We start from the raw sequence: 15,847 nt of genomic DNA, 5'->3' as shown, positions 1-15,847 counted from the left end.
ATATCCCCCTTCCCATCAAGTACTATCTTGCAATGTGAACGGTAACCGTTCTATTGTCTTTGTTCCACTCAATGTCTTGGTTAATACCGTCATCGGTATTGCCATTGGTTACTTCGAATACCTTCGAAATATCTGTTAGCGGTACAAAGATTCTGTCTTGTACGATTTCAGGTTTCGCAGAAAGTTCTACCGATTTTCCGCCTACCTTAATGGTCTTACCTTCGTCGATATTGATTATTGCTTCCATACCGTCTTTGGTGAAGGTAGCAGTTCTTGTTCCATGATCCCACTTAACATCAGCACCTAGTACATTTGCTACATACCGGAGCGGTAACATAGTTCTGCTGTTGCGAATGAAGGGGCTAACGTCCATTTTGTAGATCTTAGTATCTTTATTCGTTGCTTGTGCATATTTGTTGGAGTCAATCATAAAGACGTATTTTAATGCAGTGTATTCGCCGTCTTTACTAATTGTTTCCTCTTCAATCAAGGTTCCGCCAATTGCTTTTTCTACCTTATCGATAAAGTCTTTTAAGGACTTGATGTTTTTGCCGAGCAACCCATTGATATGCTTGTCGTCAAAAATAAAGTTTTCGTAAGGTTTCAAGGTTTCTTTTAAATCCTTAATCGCTTGTTTTACTTCATCATCTTTTGCATCTTTTTTGGCAAAAATATCTTTAGCCTTCTTAATTGCTTCATCGAGTTTTTTGTTTTCTTGTTCGCTTAGACGTTTACGATCAACTTTATCCGCTCTATCGAGTTCTTTCTTTAGTTCCTTCTTCAGTTCGGAAAGGTTGGAATCGTGGTTTGCCTTTGCTTCTTCACGTAGTTTAGATAGCTCTTTATCTTTTTCAGCACTTGCTGTTTTTTCAGCTTTCAGGCTGTCTTGAAGTTTTTTAACTTCATCGGCAAGTTTTGCATTATCAGCTTTTGCTTGTGCTAATGCTTCTTCAGCTTTCTTTAAAGCGCTTGCGTCAACGGACTTACCGTCGATCAAATCTTTAATTTTTGCTTCAAGGTCTTTTACATTACCTTCTAGCTTTTTAGCGTTTGCTTCAAGTTCAGCAATCTTGGCTTCTTTTTCAGCGAGTTCTTTCGCTAAACCTTCTTTTTCTTTATTCAAGGCGTCTTTTGCATCGTTGTTGTCTTTAATTGCTTTTTCTAACTCTGCGATCTTAGCGGTGTCTTGATTACCTTTTGCTTTTTCGTCGGCAAGTTGTTTTTCAAGGTCTTTACCTTTCGCATCTCTGCCGGCAATTTGATCATTCAGTGCTGCAATTTTGTCAGCAAGTTCTTTCTTGAGGTTATCAAGTTCAGATTTGGAGTCTAACAGATTTTTGTTAGCTTCTCCTAAATCCTTCTTCATTTCATCAAGCTTAGCTTGCAGTGCTTTAATGAGTTCGGATTGACTTCCGACTTTATCATTCAATTTACCGATTTCGGCTTCTTTTTCTGCAATTGCTTTTTTTAATGCGCTAAGGTTATCTGCAAGCTTTTGATTTTCTGCTTTTGCCTTTTCTAATTGATCTTGGAGAGCTTTCATAGTTTCGGCATCAACAGCTTTACCACTAATTAGATCTTTAATTTTTGCTTCAAGGTCTTTTACATTACCTTCTAGCTTTTTAGCGTTTGCTTCAAGTTCAGCAATTTTAGCTTCTTTGTCGGCGAGTTCTTTTGCTAAACCTTCTTTTTCCTTATTCAAGGCGTCTTTTGCGTCATTGTTATCTTTGATCGCTTTTTCAAGTTCAGCAATCTTCGTGGCGTCTTGATCGCCTTTTGCTTTTTCAGTAGCTAATTGTTTTTCAAGGTCTTTGCCTTTAGCATCTTTATCTGCAATTTGACCGTTAAGATTAGTGATCTTGGCTTCTAATTCTTTTTTAAGATTTTCTAAGTCGTTTTTAGATTTAGCAAGCTCTTTGTTTGCTTCTTCTAGATTACCTTTCAGCCCATTGAGCTTTTCTTGAAGTTGCTTAATGACTTCGTCGAGATCGCCAATTTGCTTATTGAGTTTGTCAATCTCAGCCTTTTTGTCATTAATTGCTTTTTCAAGCTCAGCAATTTTAGCCCTGTCTTGTTCGCCTTTCGCTTTTTCAGCAGCCAGTTGTTCTTCAAGTTTGCTAAGTTCGCCTTTTTTGGCGTTCAATTGATCTTCCAGGCTTTTAATTTCGGCATTCAGATCTTTTACTTTTACAGTAACAGCTTGACCGTCTTCGCTAACAGTAATGTCATCAGTAGAGAGTAACTTGTAACCAAAGAGTTCAGGAATTTCCGTCAATTTAATTTTACTTCCGGATTCAACGGACATTTCTTTTGTAGCTACAGTTTTACCGGATTCGTCAACGTAGTTAAGAGTAACCTTAACAGCTGCTTCTTTTACATTAACCGTTACGTCATAGTCTTTACTTAACTCTTTAAATTCGACAGGTACGTCTACTTCTTTCGTCGATTGATCTTTAAATGTGATTTTTGCTTTCGCATTTTTCCTTTCCGCCGGTAAAGTTACAGTGATAGCTCCGGTTTGCTTTCCAACCTTACTGGTGTCTACAGGAGTCTTTTCTTCGATTTTAACTCCTTCTTTCGGATTGGTAATCGCTTGGGTTAAGTCTGCCTTTTCGCCGGGCTTAACTGTTAATTCCTTGATTTCAGGTGTATATGCTGTACGCTCAGGTCGAGATACAACGTCTACCTTTGCACCTTCAGGCAGATTGTCAATGGCACCTTTAATATCGTCGTCGCTTTCTGATTTCGCTGTATTAACAGTCGGATCAGTCGGTGCCTCACCTTTTAAAACATACCAGAATCCATCTTTTTCACCATTGTTAGGATAGGTTCCTTTAGGAGCAGTAACATCTTCGATATAGTTAGATTTCGAAGACACCTCTTCTGCCCCTACAATTCGATATAGATCTCCCAAATATTCAGCATTTGGACTACTCTTAGATACTGTTACTCTTCCATTTTTTATAACTTCAACTTGACTTATATCAGCTAAAACAAAGGAATGCATTCTAATTTCTGGAGAAAAATAGTCTCCCTTTGGATAAGCGTCGTTGTCAACAATATAATCTGCACCAGTTGTATAAAGTGTACTTGGCAGTTCACCACTAACTGGACCACCGTAACTTGCTTCAAAGTACTTTTGATATGGTTGAGATAGTTTTACCATATTTCCAGGCACAATAGTGGCTTTTAAATATCCATCAACTTTAATACCCGGAAAACCGCCTCCTATTTCCCCAATGCCTTTATATACTCCATAGTTTCCATTAGTAGCAAATGATCGGATGTCTCCCAGTTTAGGTTCTCCGGACTCTGTTTTACTTACATTATATTTTCCCCATATATACTGTTTTGATTGAACGTTCTTGTTTGTACCTGACTCTACCTTTGCTCCTTGATTAGTTCCTTGAGCAAAACTTTGAATAGGTAAGCTCGGTGCAAGCATTAATCCCGCAAGTGCCAAACTAAGTGCTTTCTTTCGTGTAATTTTTTTCACCATTATTATTTCCTCCTTGGATAGTTAACTAATATTTATAATAAAAGGCTTTCGCCTGAATTTTAGTTTCGATTCATTCCTCGGTCTTTTTGTTTTAACTTATCTTCTCTATTAGCTGCTTTTTCTCGTAACTCATCACGAATTTCTTTAGCAGCATTATAGCGTTCTTTATAAGGTTTCCTGTCGCCTTCACGCTCTCGTTTTGCCTCTAAACCTTGATACGTTCTTTTCAAAACCTGATCTACTTGTTTAGTGTCTTTAGCGTGAAAGTACAGTCGAAACTTTTCATCATCAATAGGTGCAACGGCAAATTGAATACCTTCCTTATCACAGGCTTTTACTAATTCTTCTTGCAGATCAGTAGATATAACCTGTTCTTGATCAAGTTGACCATTCATTTTCTGTCGTTCCTCCCATATTTTCATGTCGTCATACGTGGCTTTTTGTACTGGCGATGAGTTGATATTTGTAAAAAGCTTTCTGGATAAATCCAGAAAAAACATTACTTTACGTCTATCATGCACACTATCAGCTAAGCCTTCTTGTATGCCCATTCCCATGAGATCACCTACCTACGAGTTATAATTTGATTTTCTTGCTGCCAACTATCGATTGTTCTTTTGACTGCAAGTAGGAAATCTTCCCACATTTCATCAGGATCGTCATATGAAGCAAAGTCTATACCGACGGTTCCTAATGCTTTTTCGTAAATTTCAGGATCAACATCATTCCACGAGTTCTTTAATTCAACTTCACGAATAAACTCATTTGCGGAAAGAGGTTGCCACTCATCATAGTCCATTCCTTTAAACGATACGCACCACTCCTTTGGGTCTTTCGCACTCTTAAAAACACGGTCTAACAAAAAATCATTAATCATCTAAATTCACCCTTCTTACGTCGTACAACGAGAAGTATTAGCTTCCCTCACTATCTATGCTATACGGACAAAACGCCCAAAACGGACAAAAAACGGACAAAACGGACAAATTTAAAAATACCTTTTAATGTAACGGTCGTGTATTTTACGGGCATAGCTTTCATCATTACTCCCCATTTCTCCGGATATCCGCTTCCAACTAGATTTGTCGATATATCGTCTTGTAAAAACATAGCGGACTCGATCGTCCTCGATTGTCGATATAAATGACTCAATTTTATAAAGAGATTCGACTGATTTATTCAGCCTTTGTGTTAATAGCTTCTTCAAAGCAGTCGTGTAGTCTGATTGAGTTTCCCTACCACGAATTGTTATGTGCATTTTCTGAAAAGGAAACGAGCTATTCGAACCGACGACAGTATCTGTAACCTCTGCGTCGAGATTATCTAGTCGTTCAGAAAGTAATTTAATTTCCCGCTTTAAACAGTGATACTGGCTTAATTGATCTTTCGTTAATGTTAAGTTCGGCAAAATCCTTGCTCCTTTCCTCATAACGTAAGCCGACCGGTAAACGCATAAAGCGTTCGTCTGCTTTTTGTTTTTCTTCCATGCTCTGATAGATCATTCTAAAGTTCGCTCTTTCCTGAGCGATATTTTGTGATAGGCAGCAATTTTGAAATCCTAATCTTCTAGCAGCTTCTGCCGTCATAGAATCTTCAGATTGTAGCCAATTCATAGCTTCAATTTCACGAGACGCACCAAACCGTTGTATTGCTCTCTGGACTAGTTGCCATGCCTCAGACCAATCTTTATTCGGCAAAGATTTGGGACTGCACAACTCGTAAATGTCGGATATAGCCGGAGGGAACCTCTCGGTATTAATCCAAAACTCAATAGCGAGTCTTCTTTTTTCAGGATCCAGTACCGACAATTTGCGATGCCACAACTCCATCATTGCGTGATCAGTTAAAAATTTATATTGTGGATAAGCCGCTTTTAGCACACTTAAACATTCCGCTACAGCCCTGTCGTCATCACTAATTGTCATGACACACCTCCACGCCATTCATAAAAGTCCGCCACTTCATCGACAACAGTTTTAGGTGTATGATTCATAGTATTTTGCTGATGAACCGGTAATATTCTTTTCCAACCGTTCACCATGGACTGCTTGAGGACATCGATCATTTCTTTTTCCGTCGAACCTATCTCCTTTAATTCGTCAAGAAACATTGGCAATATAGACGGAGTTATAGCAGCACCTAACTCTTTTCGATAAGCAATAAAGTTAAATAATGCGTCCTGAAGTTCAAAGTTTGAGGTAAAGAAAAATACGAGATTCGTAATTTCATTCTCATCTGATTCCTCGTTTTTTTCGACTGAATTAAATTTTTGACTTCCCCCGGCGATTTCTTTATTGGGGTTATTTATACTATGTTTTAGATTAATACTTTCTTTATCTCTACTTTCTTTATTATATAAAGCAGTCTTTTTGACTGATCTGGTCATTCCGTTTAACTGATTTGGTAATTCAGTTTGACTGATCTGGTCATTCGCTTTGACTGATCTGGTAATTCCTTTTGACTGATCTGGTAATTCATCTTGACTGTATGAATCCTCTGAGCAGTCATTTTGAAGACCCTGTTCATTCATTTTGACTTCATCATTTTGTGGCACTGGATCCTCTGGAGCTTGTTCATTTTCACCAAAAACTATTTTTTCGATTGCGTCGTAGTGAAGCTTTAAATATCTCCTTTGTGGAAAACCGTCGAACTTGACTGAAAGTATTCCCATATCTTCAAATTCTTTAAGTAGCCTGTATTGCTTCGATTGCGAGAAACCGGACATGTTTTCTATTGAGCTGACTGTTTGATAAAACCAACCCTCATCGTCGCCTTTTTTAGAAAACATCTCTTCTCCTTCAGCAAGAATGCTAAGAAGATAGGCTCTGTCTAATCCGAGAACTTTCAAAACTTTACGATTAATCGCAATAAATCCTGACCACCCAAGAAGAAGTTGTTTTAGGCTATTTTGCATATACAAGATCCTCCTTAAAAAACGAAAGATCTTTCTAATTCTTCCGCAAACTCTATAAGATCATCAGGCTGTTTACAGTGCAAGAATCTCCACTCTCGAAATTCCTTTGTTGAAATCAATCCGTATTCAACAGCTTCATTTATCGTGGCTAAAGCATCTGAATAGCTTTCGTACCACTTATAAACGTTATAGTCATCTGTATAAAACCACGTTTTACTTTCTCCGGGCATCATAATCTTTTCGACCGAATCATCAATTATTAGTCTCTCAATAGTAACGTCATCATAATCGATTGAATCCCAGTTTATTAAGTCATTTAAACAATATGCTTTCATATGACTTCCTCCAATTCATTCAAAGTCCTCCGGCACATGTCACGTGTCTCAATAAGGCTCTTTATAATATCTTCATTCCAATTGCATTTGCACTTGTCGTTAAGGGCGAGATCGACAGCGAAAATAACGCTAACCAGTTTTAGTCTTATATAGTTCGCTCTTTCTTTTGAGGTTACTACCATAGCCAACCACTATCTTTCCAAGTAGTCATTTAGAGCTTTTTTCGTGATAATTCTCTTTTGTGGTGTCACTTGCTTATAATCAAGTTCTCCACTTTCCATGAGGCGGTATAGCTGAGTCCTTCCGATACCGCTATATCTAGCAGCTTCTTTTACGGACAAACCATATTTGTTATTTTCAACTAATAGATTTTCTATATTTTGTAATTGCTTTTTAACTTCATTAAATCCAACGTCATTCAATGCAACTGCTTCCATATTTAACTCCTTATTTGTCGTTGTTTAGCATAAAACAACATAGTGATTTAACAATAATTTCAACTCGGTAACGCCAAAAAAGAATTAAGAAAAATGTACATCTTATTTTGCAATCCGTTCTATATCTCGAACTTTTGCAGTAAGAAATATTCTGTCACATCAGAAATACCTAAAATGTAGGATATCTTTAGGATTTCACTTGTTTTAAACTCTGTTAAACCATTTAATTTATTGGACAGTGTACTTACAGGAATTCCTGTATTTTTAGACAACGAACGAATGGTAAATCCCTTTTCAGCCATTAGTCCTTTTAATTTATTGTAGGATACTTCCATAATATTTCCTCCTTTGGACAGTTCTATATCTCGAACATACATTTATATTAGCAATGCTATAATTAAATGTCAACCTATATTTCGAACTTTTTTCTTTTTATTACGTGCAACGATTGAAATTTCGAACACCCTTTGATAGACTATATGTACAGGAGGTTGTTAGATGAAAAAACAAGAAAATCTAAAAAACTTTGGTGCCAGAGTTAAAAAGGCTAGGCTCTCCAAAGACTGGTCTCAGGAAGAACTCGCTAATAAACTTGGTACTAGTAAAAGTGTTATCTCCGGATATGAGTCTGGACGTAATGATCCAGCATACTCTATGGCACTTAAAATAGCCGAGAAATTAAATGTTTCTATAAACTGGCTCTTCTATGGCAATGAAGACTTTAATAATATTACTAATGCCATAAATCCACCTTCCACGAAGCAATACCCTTTAATAGGAACCATTGCTGCAGGTGTACCAGTTTTAGCTGAAGAGAATATAGAAGAATATATTAGCCTAGATAAAAAAATCAACGCTGATTTTTGTCTTAGAGTCTCTGGTGACTCAATGGTGCTTTCTTACATTTTTGATGGTGATATAGTCTTTATTAGGCAGCAACCTGACGTCGAAAATGGCGAAATCGCTGCTGTTCTTATCGATGACTCTGCGACATTGAAGAAGGTCTACAAGCATGGAAATGATGTAGTTGAACTTCGAGCAGAAAACCCAAAGTATAAACCTATGCTTTTTGATAACCACTCAAACATTTCAATTATTGGTAAAGCTGTTTATAAATTAAGTAAGATATAACTGATTTATAGTAAGTAAATAAAAAAGCCTCCAGTCGACTGACTGGAGGCAAGCACCTTCGCATGAAGGTACTGGTGACACATTTATCTTATCATGCGAAAGTGCCTATATCAAGATTTGTAAGACTTTACTTTCTAGATATGAGGTGACATTATGAAAAAAATCAAAAGAGCCAATGGTGACGGAAGTATCTGGACAGAAATACGCAATGGACGAGTTTATTATCGTGGAGCTGTCACAATTGAAGTAGATAATAATGGCAAAGCAATTAGAAAAACCGTCGGCGGGTATGATCGCCAAACAGTCGTTAAAAAGCTACGAGAATTTCAGGTCTTAGCAGATAAAAATATTCTTATCGAACCTTCAGATGAAGTTTTCGCAGACTATTTTAAACACTGGATCTTTTCTTCCAAAAAAGAAAAAATTATGCCAACAAGTTTTCAAAAATATGAAACGGAATATAGATTACGAATTAAAAATTCTACACTTGCTAAAATCAAAATGAAAGACTTAAAAGCAACTCACCTACAATACCACTTTGATGATTTACAAAAAAAATATCCACTCCCCACAATACAAAAAAACTATAGAATTATAAAGCATTGTCTTGACTTCGCAATGAATCATGAAGATATTTATAAAAATCCCATTGCCTCAGTCACGATACCCAAACGCAATTCGAAAATAAAAAAACGATCTATGCCTATGACGGCAGAACAACAACAAAAATTTGTTTCCAATTTAAAAAACACTTCTCTAGATAATTTCATATATATGTCGCTTGCCACTGGTGGTCGTCTTGCCGAAATTACAGCACTAACTTGGGAAGACTATACTGGACACTCTATTATAATCAATAAACAATATAGAAAAAGTGCTGAGATTAAGGAAAATGGAGAAAAAACCTGGCACAGAGAAATAAGCGTTCCCAAAAGCGACACCAGTATACGAGAAATACCGGTTACAGATACTACTATAAAAATGTTGAATCGCCAAAAGGAAATTACCTTAAATTTAAAACGAGACTCTGACCATTTTATAGACCGGAATTTAATCTTCCCAGACGATAAGGGAAATTATATTGAAAGTAAGCGTCCCACAAGAAGAGTTAAAACAATTTGCGAAAGTATCAATCTACCTACTTTTACATTCCATGAGCTTCGCCATAGTTATGCTACTAGGCTTTATGAACAAGGCGTTCCTGTTCGAACTATTCAATTGCTGTTGGGACATTATGATATACGAACAACGGAAATTTATGTAACAGTATTAGATGATTCTAAAAAATCGGCAGTCGATTTATTAGACGGCATTATATGAAACTATGCTTTCAGTGTGCAACGGAGTGTGCAACCGTTCGAGATTATTTGAGATAAAATGAAAGCCACTTGCTATTTCAAAAATAACAAATGGCTTAAACATGCGGTTTCAAGATTATTTGAAACCCTTTGAAATTGTATGGTGGAGACGGCGGGGGTCGAACCCGCGTCCGAGAACTCTTCCACCGAGGTTTCTCCAAGCTCAGTTTTTCTTTAAATTTCCCTTAAGGCGAAAAGAAAAACAAAAGGTCGCATTAAGGTAGCTTCATAAATTCCGGCATCGGGGCAAAGCTTGACCGATGACGTTTCACCACTGATTTGACACTTCCCTAAGCCGTGGTCCTCTTAGTTCCGTGGGTAGCGTAATTTACGCTGCCAGTGCTACGTTGTTTTCGTTAGCATTTAATTTTTTGAGCCATTTTTACGTTGCCTGACTCATCAACGGCTTGCTACCCCGGGTTCCGAATCCCCGTCGAAGCCATTTCGTCCCCATGGGTAAGTAATAGCGTATCGTTTTTTGCTCTATCTGTCAATCGCCCGCGAAAAAAGACCCGGCACAGCCGAGTCTCTCGTCAGTTTTTCGTATCGAAGTTTTCCACCAAGTCGCCGCCTTTGGTGTAGAGATAGTGGTACAATCCGCCCTTGGCCATGAGCTCTTTGTGGTTGCCCCGCTCCACGATGCCCTTGTCTTTTTCCATAACCAGAATGGTGTCGGCGTTTTCCACGGTGGAGAGCCGGTGGGCGATGGTAATGGAGGTGCGGCCTTCGGTGAGGGCGTCCAGAGAATGTTGGATGATCATTTCGCTTTCGTTGTCCAGGGCCGAGGTGGCTTCGTCCAGAATCAAGATGGACGGGTTTTTCAAGAAAACGCGGGCGATGGAGATCCGCTGTTTCTGACCGCCGGAGAGCTTCACGCCTCGCTCGCCCACGTGGGTTTGAAAGCCCTCCTCAAGATCCATGATGAAGTCGTAGGCGTTGGCCAGCTTCGCCGCTTCCATGACTTCCTCGTCCGTGGCTTCCGGGCGGCCGTAGCGAATATTTTCCATGACATTGGTGTTAAAGAGGTACACGTCTTGTTGCACCATGCCGATGCTTTTTCTCAGGCTCTGTAAGGTAAGGTCCCGCACGTCGTGGCCGTCGACTTTTACGGCGCCGTGATCTACGTCCCAAAAGCGGGGAATGAGATTGCAGATGGTGGTCTTTCCCGCGCCGGAGGGGCCCACCAGGGCCACTTTCTCTCCCGGGCGAATGGCCAGATGAAAATCCTCCAGCACGTTGAATTTGCCTTCGTAGGAAAAGTCCACGTGCTCGAAGGCGATGGCGCCCTCGGCGTCCACCAAGTCCACGGCGTCGACTTTGTCCTTAATATCACTTTCCGTGGCCATGATTTCATTGAAGCGCTCGATGCCGGTGAGGCCTTTTTGGAAGGTTTCGGTGAAGTCGATGATGCGCCGCACCGTGGCCACCATGGTGGTCACGTACATAATGTAGGCCACCATGTCGCCGGGAAGAATTTCCCCCGCCATCATGCACCAGCCCCCGGCGATAATGACGATGAGATACATGATGCCGTCGAAGTTTCTTGTTACGGCGTTAAAGCCTGCCATGGCCTTGTAGTATTCCCGCTTGGTTTCCAAAAAGCGGGTGTTTTCGTCGTCGAAGCGGGCCTGCTCGATGTCTTCGTTGGCGAAGGATTTCGTGACGCGAATGCCGGAGATGGAATCTTCAATGGTGGCGTTTAAATCCCCCATTCTGGCCCGCTGCTTCCGCTGCGCTTCCAGCATGCGGATGCGAAATTTCCGCGCCGCCACGAGCATAATGGGAATCATCAGATAAAGGACCAAGGTGAGCTTCACGTGAATGGATACGAGGATCACGAAGGTGGTGATGACTTTCACCGCGGCGATAAAGTATTCCTCCGGGGCGTGGTGGGAAAATTCCGTAATGTCGAAGAGGTCGTTGGTGATGCGGCTCATGATCTGGCCCACTTGGGTGTCGTTGTAGAAAGAGGCGCTCAAGGTCTGCAGATGATTGTACACGTCCCGGCGCATGTCTTTTTCGATGTTTGCCCCCATCATGTGGCCGATATTGGTCATGTAGTAGGCGGCGATGATTTCCACGGCCTTAATGACGAAAAATAATAGGGCCAGCCGGGCGATTAAATGGGGCGTAATGAGGTCGATGTCTTTTACGCCGAGATTGGTTAAATGGCGCAGGATCATGGGCAGAATAATTTCCGAAACGGTGGTGAGCCCGGCGCAAAGAAGGTCGGTAAATAAAATGCCTCGATAGGAGGCAAAGTAGGGTTTTATGGATTTAATTTTCGAAGAAAATGTCATAACACACCTTTCTGTCGGTTTTTAAATAATCAGAGAAATAAAATAAAGTGCCAGTAAGTGGGCGGGATAGAAGATGTAGAAGAACCAGCGGCCGCCTCGGCCCCGCTTGCCGTTGTACTGATAAATCAAGGGCAGGGACAGATACACCGTGCCGTAAAGGGGCGCCTCGAAGAAAAAACCGATAAGGCCCATGAGCATGGTGCGGCGGCGGTCGTTGCATGCCAGATAAAACAAGACCATGGCGATAATGCCCACGGCGCTGTAGTCGAATTTCAAGACTTCGGCGAGAACGGCCGCGGCGATGAAGAGCAACACGGCATAAGCCTGCTTCCCTTTTCTGTCTCCGTCCAGGATTTTTTTCATTCCGACGACGGTCGCCGCACCGAGAGCCATTTCAAAGAGCACATTTTGGTGATCCCAATAAAAAACCTGCCCGAAAAGGCCCAAGTCGAAGGGCACTTCGGCGATAAAGGCGAAGAGCACGAGGCGCTGAATTTGTTTTTTCCAGTCCCCGCTGAGCAAAATTCCCTGGACGAGGAAGAAGCAAAAAATGGGAAAGGCGATGCGGCCTGCCAGGACACCGATGGTGGCGAGGAGGCTCGGCATCGGGATGCCCGAGAGGACGGGAATCCCCCAATCGTTCACCACATAGGTCGGCGTAAAGCCCAGGCTATTTAATGCCACGCCCTGGCTCATGTGGTCGAAAAACATGAGCACGCAGGCGATCATCTTCAGGGCGTTTCCGGAAAGGCCCTTATCCCTATGCCATGCGGCCAAGAGGCTTTCCTTTGCCTCAGGCGACAGAAGCCTATTCATCTTTATCCTCCAATAAATTCTGATAGTCCATGTCGTAGGTCGCTACAAGGGCGAACTCCGGATGGTCCTTTTCTACCTTCCACTTTAATTCGGCGTCGATATCCTTGGCCTTGCCCTCTAAATCCATGGGCAGGAGCACGTCGAAAATTAAATTCAGCCCGTCCTTGCGAGTGACGATGCGAAAATCGTGGAGATCCAGGCGGGGATCCACTTCCCTGAGCTTCTTCTTCACGTAATCGTAAAGGGCGTTGCTCCTCGGATCGTCGATGCGAATGGGATCGATGTGGATCGTCGTGGCCATGTGGTACTTGGCTTCGATGTCCCGCTCGATTTCGTCGATGTCCTGATGAATTTTCATGACGTCGTCTTGGCTGTTGACCTCCACGTGGAGGGTGAGAAATTGATTGTTGGCGCCGTAGTCGTGATACATCATGTCGTGGACGCCCAGGGCCACCGGGTAACTCTTAATGTCTTTCATAATGGCGCGGACCAGCTCCGGATCGGTTTTTCTGCCCAAAAGGGAATCCACCGTCTCCTTCAGGCTGTCCCAGCCGCTTTTTAAAATAATCCCCGCCACGATGAGGCCCATCCATCCGTCGATGTTCAGGGAAAAAAAGTGATAGATCACGAGGGAAAAAAGAACCGCCGCCGTGGCAAACACGTCGCCTCTGGCGTCGTAGCCCGTGGCGATTAAAAGCTCCGAATCCATGGCCTCGCCGAGAGCCACATTGTAGCGATACAAAAATACCTTCCCCGCCATGGCAAAGATGAGGACGCCCACGGCGAGGGCCGATGTCTCCATGACCTCGGGGTGAATGACGGTCTTTGCCGATTCCCACAAAAGGCTGAGCCCGGTCCAGATGATGATCAGGCTCACGAGAAAAGAGGCCAGATACTCCATGCGGGCGTGACCGTAGGGATGGTTTCTGTCCGCCGGCATGGCGGCAAAGTGAAAGCCCCCGAGGGCGATCACCGAACTCATTAGGTCCATGGTGTTGTTTAAGCCGTCGGCGATCATGGAAATGGCGCCGGCCAAGGTGCCGATGACGATTTTCGACAGGGCGAAGAGAAAGTTCAGCACGATGCCCAAAACGGCGGCTTCTCTGCCCATGGCGCTGCGCACGGCCTGATCTTTGGGATCCGGCATTTTTTTCTGTATCAGTTTATCCAGCATAAATTCCTCACATTAAAGGGCGCTCTGAGATTCCGGCCTCAGATCCATCTTCAACTTCGTCATCTTCAGGCCCTGCATTTCGTTTACCGTAAAGAGAATGTCGCCGTAGCGCACCACGTCCCCCTGCTTGGGGATGCGGTCCAAGAGCTCGATGACGAAGCCCCCGATGGAATCGGACTTTTCGCTTTCCAAGCTCATGTGGAAGTAGTCGTTGATTTCGTCGATCCTCAGTTCCGGATCCACTAAATACACGCCGCTTTCCAAAAAGATCACGGCGGAATTTTCCAAATCGTACTCGTCGTCAATATTGCCCACGAGCTCTTCCAAAATATCTTCCATGGTAATAATGCCGCTGGTGCCGGCGTACTCGTCCACCACCACGGCGATGGAAAGATTCCGCGCCTTGAGCTCGCGGAAAATGCGATCCGCCACGGCGCTTTCGCCGATAAAGTAGGGATCGCGAAGGATTTCTCTCAGGCGAATCGTCTCCCCTTGGGCCAAGAGGCGCACCACATCTTTCATGTACAGAATGCCGATAATGTGGTCGATGGAATCTTCGTAGACGGGAATGCGGCTGTACCGATTGTCTTTTAAAAGCTCAAAAATTTCCTCTTCCGTGGCCTCCACGTCCAGGGCCACGACGGAAGTGCGGGGCTTCATCATGTCCGAGGCCGTGGCCGAAGAAAAGTCCAGGACATTGTCGATGTAGGCCCGCTCTTCCCGCTGCAGAACCCCTTCTTCTTCCCCCACTTCCACCAAGGCTTTAAATTCTTCTTCCGTAATGGTAGGGGCTTCGTCCACGTGGGAAAACAGCCATTTCGTCACCAGGCCCGATAAGGCCGTCAAGAGAAAGACCACGGGCTTAAAGATCGTCGTGATCCTCGAAATGGGCTTTGCCACTTTTCGGCTGATCATTTCCGGCTGTTGTTGGGCGGCGGTTTTCGGCAGTACCTCCCCGAAGATCAAGACCAAAATCGTCATGACCACCGTGGCTACCACCGGGCCGCTGGCGCCGAAAAGCTGCGTGAAAAACACCGTGGCCACCGCCGAAGAGGCGATGTTCACGATATTGTTTCCGATTAAAATACTGGAGATCACATCTTGGGGCTTTTCCAAAAGCTTCAAGACGGTCATGCTTTTTTTGTCTCCCTCCGTGGCCCGTTGGCGCAGGCGAATTTGATTCACCGAAGTCAGCGCCGTCTCCGACGAGGAGAAAAAGCCCGACAAGGCGATTAAGATCACCACAATCGGTATATAAAACCAAACATCTTCCATTTAATTCGCTCCCAAATTTCCTTCAAATACGTAGCGGTGATTTTTTACATCCAAGACCTTGGCCCGAAGGGTGCCCATGTGCTCCGGCATAAAAGCGTTGGGATCCAAGACGATTTCCCGTTGCGCCGGCGAAAGCGTGAGCCCCGGAATGGACACGGCCTCCTGAGCCATGGCAAGGGCCGCCCCTTCCGGCAAAGGAAGGCGCCCCAAATTTAAACGCTCCAATTTCATGTGCACGGTGCCGTCTTCATGGGCCACAGGTCGGGTCTTTAACACCAGCTCGCTCTTCATGCCGTAGGCCTCCACGGGTATGCGGAAATAAAAGCCGTCGGCGATAGAAAAGCGGGCGTCGCTGCCGCTTTCCTTCAGCCCGCGGCGCATGGCGCTTTCCAGAGCCTCTTTCGTCAAGGTGATTTCGTAATTCGATTGTTCTATGGCCGCCGTTTCTTCCTCCTGAGGCAAATCCTCGGGCCGTGAGAAAAGAAACAGGCCGAGAAGAACGATAATGTTCACCGCCAAAAGCAAAAGAAACGCAATTTTCCACGGGCAATTGTGCATGGTACGCTCCTGTGATATGATTTTTTTGTACGCAATCGTACTACGCTTAT

Annotated in this window: 15 protein-coding genes and 1 other RNA gene; 2 read left to right on the top strand and 14 right to left on the bottom strand. The window is 43.1% G+C overall.

Features of this window, described 5'->3' with window-relative positions; all coding sequences use genetic code 11:
* Window positions 1–22 precede the first annotated feature (22 nt).
* The 8 genes from DG046_RS03735 to DG046_RS03695 form a co-directional block, all read right to left on the bottom strand.
* The gene (locus DG046_RS03735; protein WP_108831238.1) at window positions 23–3,499 is read right to left on the bottom strand and encodes a stalk domain-containing protein; all 3,477 of its coding nucleotides are present in this window, start codon (window positions 3,497–3,499) and stop codon (window positions 23–25) included.
* A gap of 59 nt (window positions 3,500–3,558) precedes the next feature.
* Window positions 3,559–4,056, bottom strand: coding sequence for a hypothetical protein (locus tag DG046_RS03730; RefSeq protein WP_108831237.1), 498 nt, complete (start codon window positions 4,054–4,056; stop codon window positions 3,559–3,561).
* A gap of 8 nt (window positions 4,057–4,064) precedes the next feature.
* Window positions 4,065–4,376 carry a hypothetical protein gene (locus DG046_RS03725; protein ID WP_108831236.1) on the bottom strand — a complete coding sequence of 104 codons (312 nt, stop codon included), beginning with the start codon at window positions 4,374–4,376 and terminating at the stop codon, window positions 4,065–4,067.
* Window positions 4,377–4,842: 466 nt separating this feature from the next.
* On the bottom strand, window positions 4,843–5,424 hold the full coding sequence (locus DG046_RS03720) for a replicative helicase loader/inhibitor (RefSeq protein ID WP_159082043.1): 582 nt from the start codon (window positions 5,422–5,424) through the stop codon (window positions 4,843–4,845).
* Window positions 5,421–6,413 carry a hypothetical protein gene (locus tag DG046_RS03715; protein WP_108831234.1) on the bottom strand — a complete coding sequence of 331 codons (993 nt, stop codon included), beginning with the start codon at window positions 6,411–6,413 and terminating at the stop codon, window positions 5,421–5,423. Before DG046_RS03715 ends, DG046_RS03720 begins: the two co-directional genes overlap by 4 nt.
* Before the next feature lie 14 nt (window positions 6,414–6,427).
* Window positions 6,428–6,748 (bottom strand): hypothetical protein, encoded by a 321-nt coding sequence (locus DG046_RS03710; RefSeq protein WP_108831233.1) that lies wholly within the window; start codon window positions 6,746–6,748, stop codon window positions 6,428–6,430.
* A 191-nt stretch (window positions 6,749–6,939) separates the two neighbouring features.
* Window positions 6,940–7,185 carry a helix-turn-helix domain-containing protein gene (locus DG046_RS03700; protein ID WP_108831232.1) on the bottom strand — a complete coding sequence of 82 codons (246 nt, stop codon included), beginning with the start codon at window positions 7,183–7,185 and terminating at the stop codon, window positions 6,940–6,942.
* A 119-nt stretch (window positions 7,186–7,304) separates the two neighbouring features.
* On the bottom strand, window positions 7,305–7,520 hold the full coding sequence (locus DG046_RS03695; RefSeq protein ID WP_159082042.1) for a helix-turn-helix domain-containing protein: 216 nt from the start codon (window positions 7,518–7,520) through the stop codon (window positions 7,305–7,307).
* Window positions 7,521–7,683: 163 nt separating this feature from the next.
* Between DG046_RS03695 and lexA the strand changes: the two genes are divergently transcribed.
* Window positions 7,684–8,316, top strand: a complete 633-nt coding sequence (lexA, locus tag DG046_RS03690; RefSeq protein ID WP_068455308.1) for a transcriptional repressor LexA — start codon at window positions 7,684–7,686, stop codon at window positions 8,314–8,316.
* A gap of 153 nt (window positions 8,317–8,469) precedes the next feature.
* On the top strand, window positions 8,470–9,636 hold the full coding sequence (locus DG046_RS03685; protein WP_108831230.1) for a tyrosine-type recombinase/integrase: 1,167 nt from the start codon (window positions 8,470–8,472) through the stop codon (window positions 9,634–9,636).
* Between the two features lie 139 nt (window positions 9,637–9,775).
* Here the strand turns inward: DG046_RS03685 and ssrA are convergent.
* The 6 genes from ssrA to DG046_RS03655 all read right to left on the bottom strand — a co-directional run bounded on the left by ssrA (window position 9,776) and on the right by DG046_RS03655 (window position 15,797).
* Window positions 9,776–10,126, bottom strand: a transfer-messenger RNA (tmRNA) gene (gene ssrA / locus DG046_RS03680).
* 81 nt (window positions 10,127–10,207) lie between these two features.
* Entirely contained in the window at window positions 10,208–11,974 is a 1,767-nt protein-coding gene (locus tag DG046_RS03675) for an ABC transporter ATP-binding protein (RefSeq protein WP_108831229.1), read from the bottom strand.
* A 21-nt stretch (window positions 11,975–11,995) separates the two neighbouring features.
* On the bottom strand, window positions 11,996–12,790 hold the full coding sequence (locus DG046_RS03670) for a TraX family protein (protein WP_108831228.1): 795 nt from the start codon (window positions 12,788–12,790) through the stop codon (window positions 11,996–11,998).
* Window positions 12,783–13,964, bottom strand: a complete 1,182-nt coding sequence (locus DG046_RS03665) for a cation diffusion facilitator family transporter (RefSeq protein WP_108831227.1) — start codon at window positions 13,962–13,964, stop codon at window positions 12,783–12,785. The genes DG046_RS03670 and DG046_RS03665 overlap by 8 nt, the downstream gene beginning before the upstream one ends.
* Before the next feature lie 12 nt (window positions 13,965–13,976).
* Complete coding sequence (locus DG046_RS03660; RefSeq protein WP_108831226.1) at window positions 13,977–15,239, bottom strand: hemolysin family protein; 1,263 nt, start codon at window positions 15,237–15,239, stop codon at window positions 13,977–13,979.
* Complete coding sequence (locus tag DG046_RS03655; protein ID WP_108831225.1) at window positions 15,240–15,797, bottom strand: DUF2140 family protein; 558 nt, start codon at window positions 15,795–15,797, stop codon at window positions 15,240–15,242.
* Window positions 15,798–15,847 lie beyond the last annotated feature (50 nt).

This window comes from Aedoeadaptatus coli (assembly GCF_900343085.1).
GTDB lineage: Bacteria > Bacillota > Clostridia > Tissierellales > Peptoniphilaceae > Aedoeadaptatus > Aedoeadaptatus coli.
The sequence above is the reverse complement of the archived record's forward strand: the minus strand, read 5'-3'. Positions and strand labels throughout refer to the sequence as shown.

What these genes read in the sequence shown, in the direction of transcription:
- DG046_RS03655 (WP_108831225.1), bottom strand. Translation starts at nt 15,797, where the DNA reads ATGCACAATTGCCCGTGGAAAATTGCGTTTCTTTTGCTTTTGGCGGTG.
- DG046_RS03695 (WP_159082042.1), bottom strand. Translation starts at nt 7,520, where the DNA reads ATGGAAGTATCCTACAATAAATTAAAAGGACTAATGGCTGAAAAGGGA.
- DG046_RS03720 (WP_159082043.1), bottom strand. Translation starts at nt 5,424, where the DNA reads ATGACAATTAGTGATGACGACAGGGCTGTAGCGGAATGTTTAAGTGTG.
- DG046_RS03730 (WP_108831237.1), bottom strand. Translation starts at nt 4,056, where the DNA reads ATGGGAATGGGCATACAAGAAGGCTTAGCTGATAGTGTGCATGATAGA.
- DG046_RS03715 (WP_108831234.1), bottom strand. Translation starts at nt 6,413, where the DNA reads ATGCAAAATAGCCTAAAACAACTTCTTCTTGGGTGGTCAGGATTTATT.
- DG046_RS03675 (WP_108831229.1), bottom strand. Translation starts at nt 11,974, where the DNA reads ATGACATTTTCTTCGAAAATTAAATCCATAAAACCCTACTTTGCCTCC.
- DG046_RS03700 (WP_108831232.1), bottom strand. Translation starts at nt 7,185, where the DNA reads ATGGAAGCAGTTGCATTGAATGACGTTGGATTTAATGAAGTTAAAAAG.
- lexA (WP_068455308.1), top strand. Translation starts at nt 7,684, where the DNA reads ATGAAAAAACAAGAAAATCTAAAAAACTTTGGTGCCAGAGTTAAAAAG.
- DG046_RS03710 (WP_108831233.1), bottom strand. Translation starts at nt 6,748, where the DNA reads ATGAAAGCATATTGTTTAAATGACTTAATAAACTGGGATTCAATCGAT.
- DG046_RS03735 (WP_108831238.1), bottom strand. Translation starts at nt 3,499, where the DNA reads ATGGTGAAAAAAATTACACGAAAGAAAGCACTTAGTTTGGCACTTGCG.
- DG046_RS03670 (WP_108831228.1), bottom strand. Translation starts at nt 12,790, where the DNA reads ATGAATAGGCTTCTGTCGCCTGAGGCAAAGGAAAGCCTCTTGGCCGCA.
- DG046_RS03725 (WP_108831236.1), bottom strand. Translation starts at nt 4,376, where the DNA reads ATGATTAATGATTTTTTGTTAGACCGTGTTTTTAAGAGTGCGAAAGAC.
- DG046_RS03685 (WP_108831230.1), top strand. Translation starts at nt 8,470, where the DNA reads ATGAAAAAAATCAAAAGAGCCAATGGTGACGGAAGTATCTGGACAGAA.
- DG046_RS03660 (WP_108831226.1), bottom strand. Translation starts at nt 15,239, where the DNA reads ATGGAAGATGTTTGGTTTTATATACCGATTGTGGTGATCTTAATCGCC.
- DG046_RS03665 (WP_108831227.1), bottom strand. Translation starts at nt 13,964, where the DNA reads ATGCTGGATAAACTGATACAGAAAAAAATGCCGGATCCCAAAGATCAG.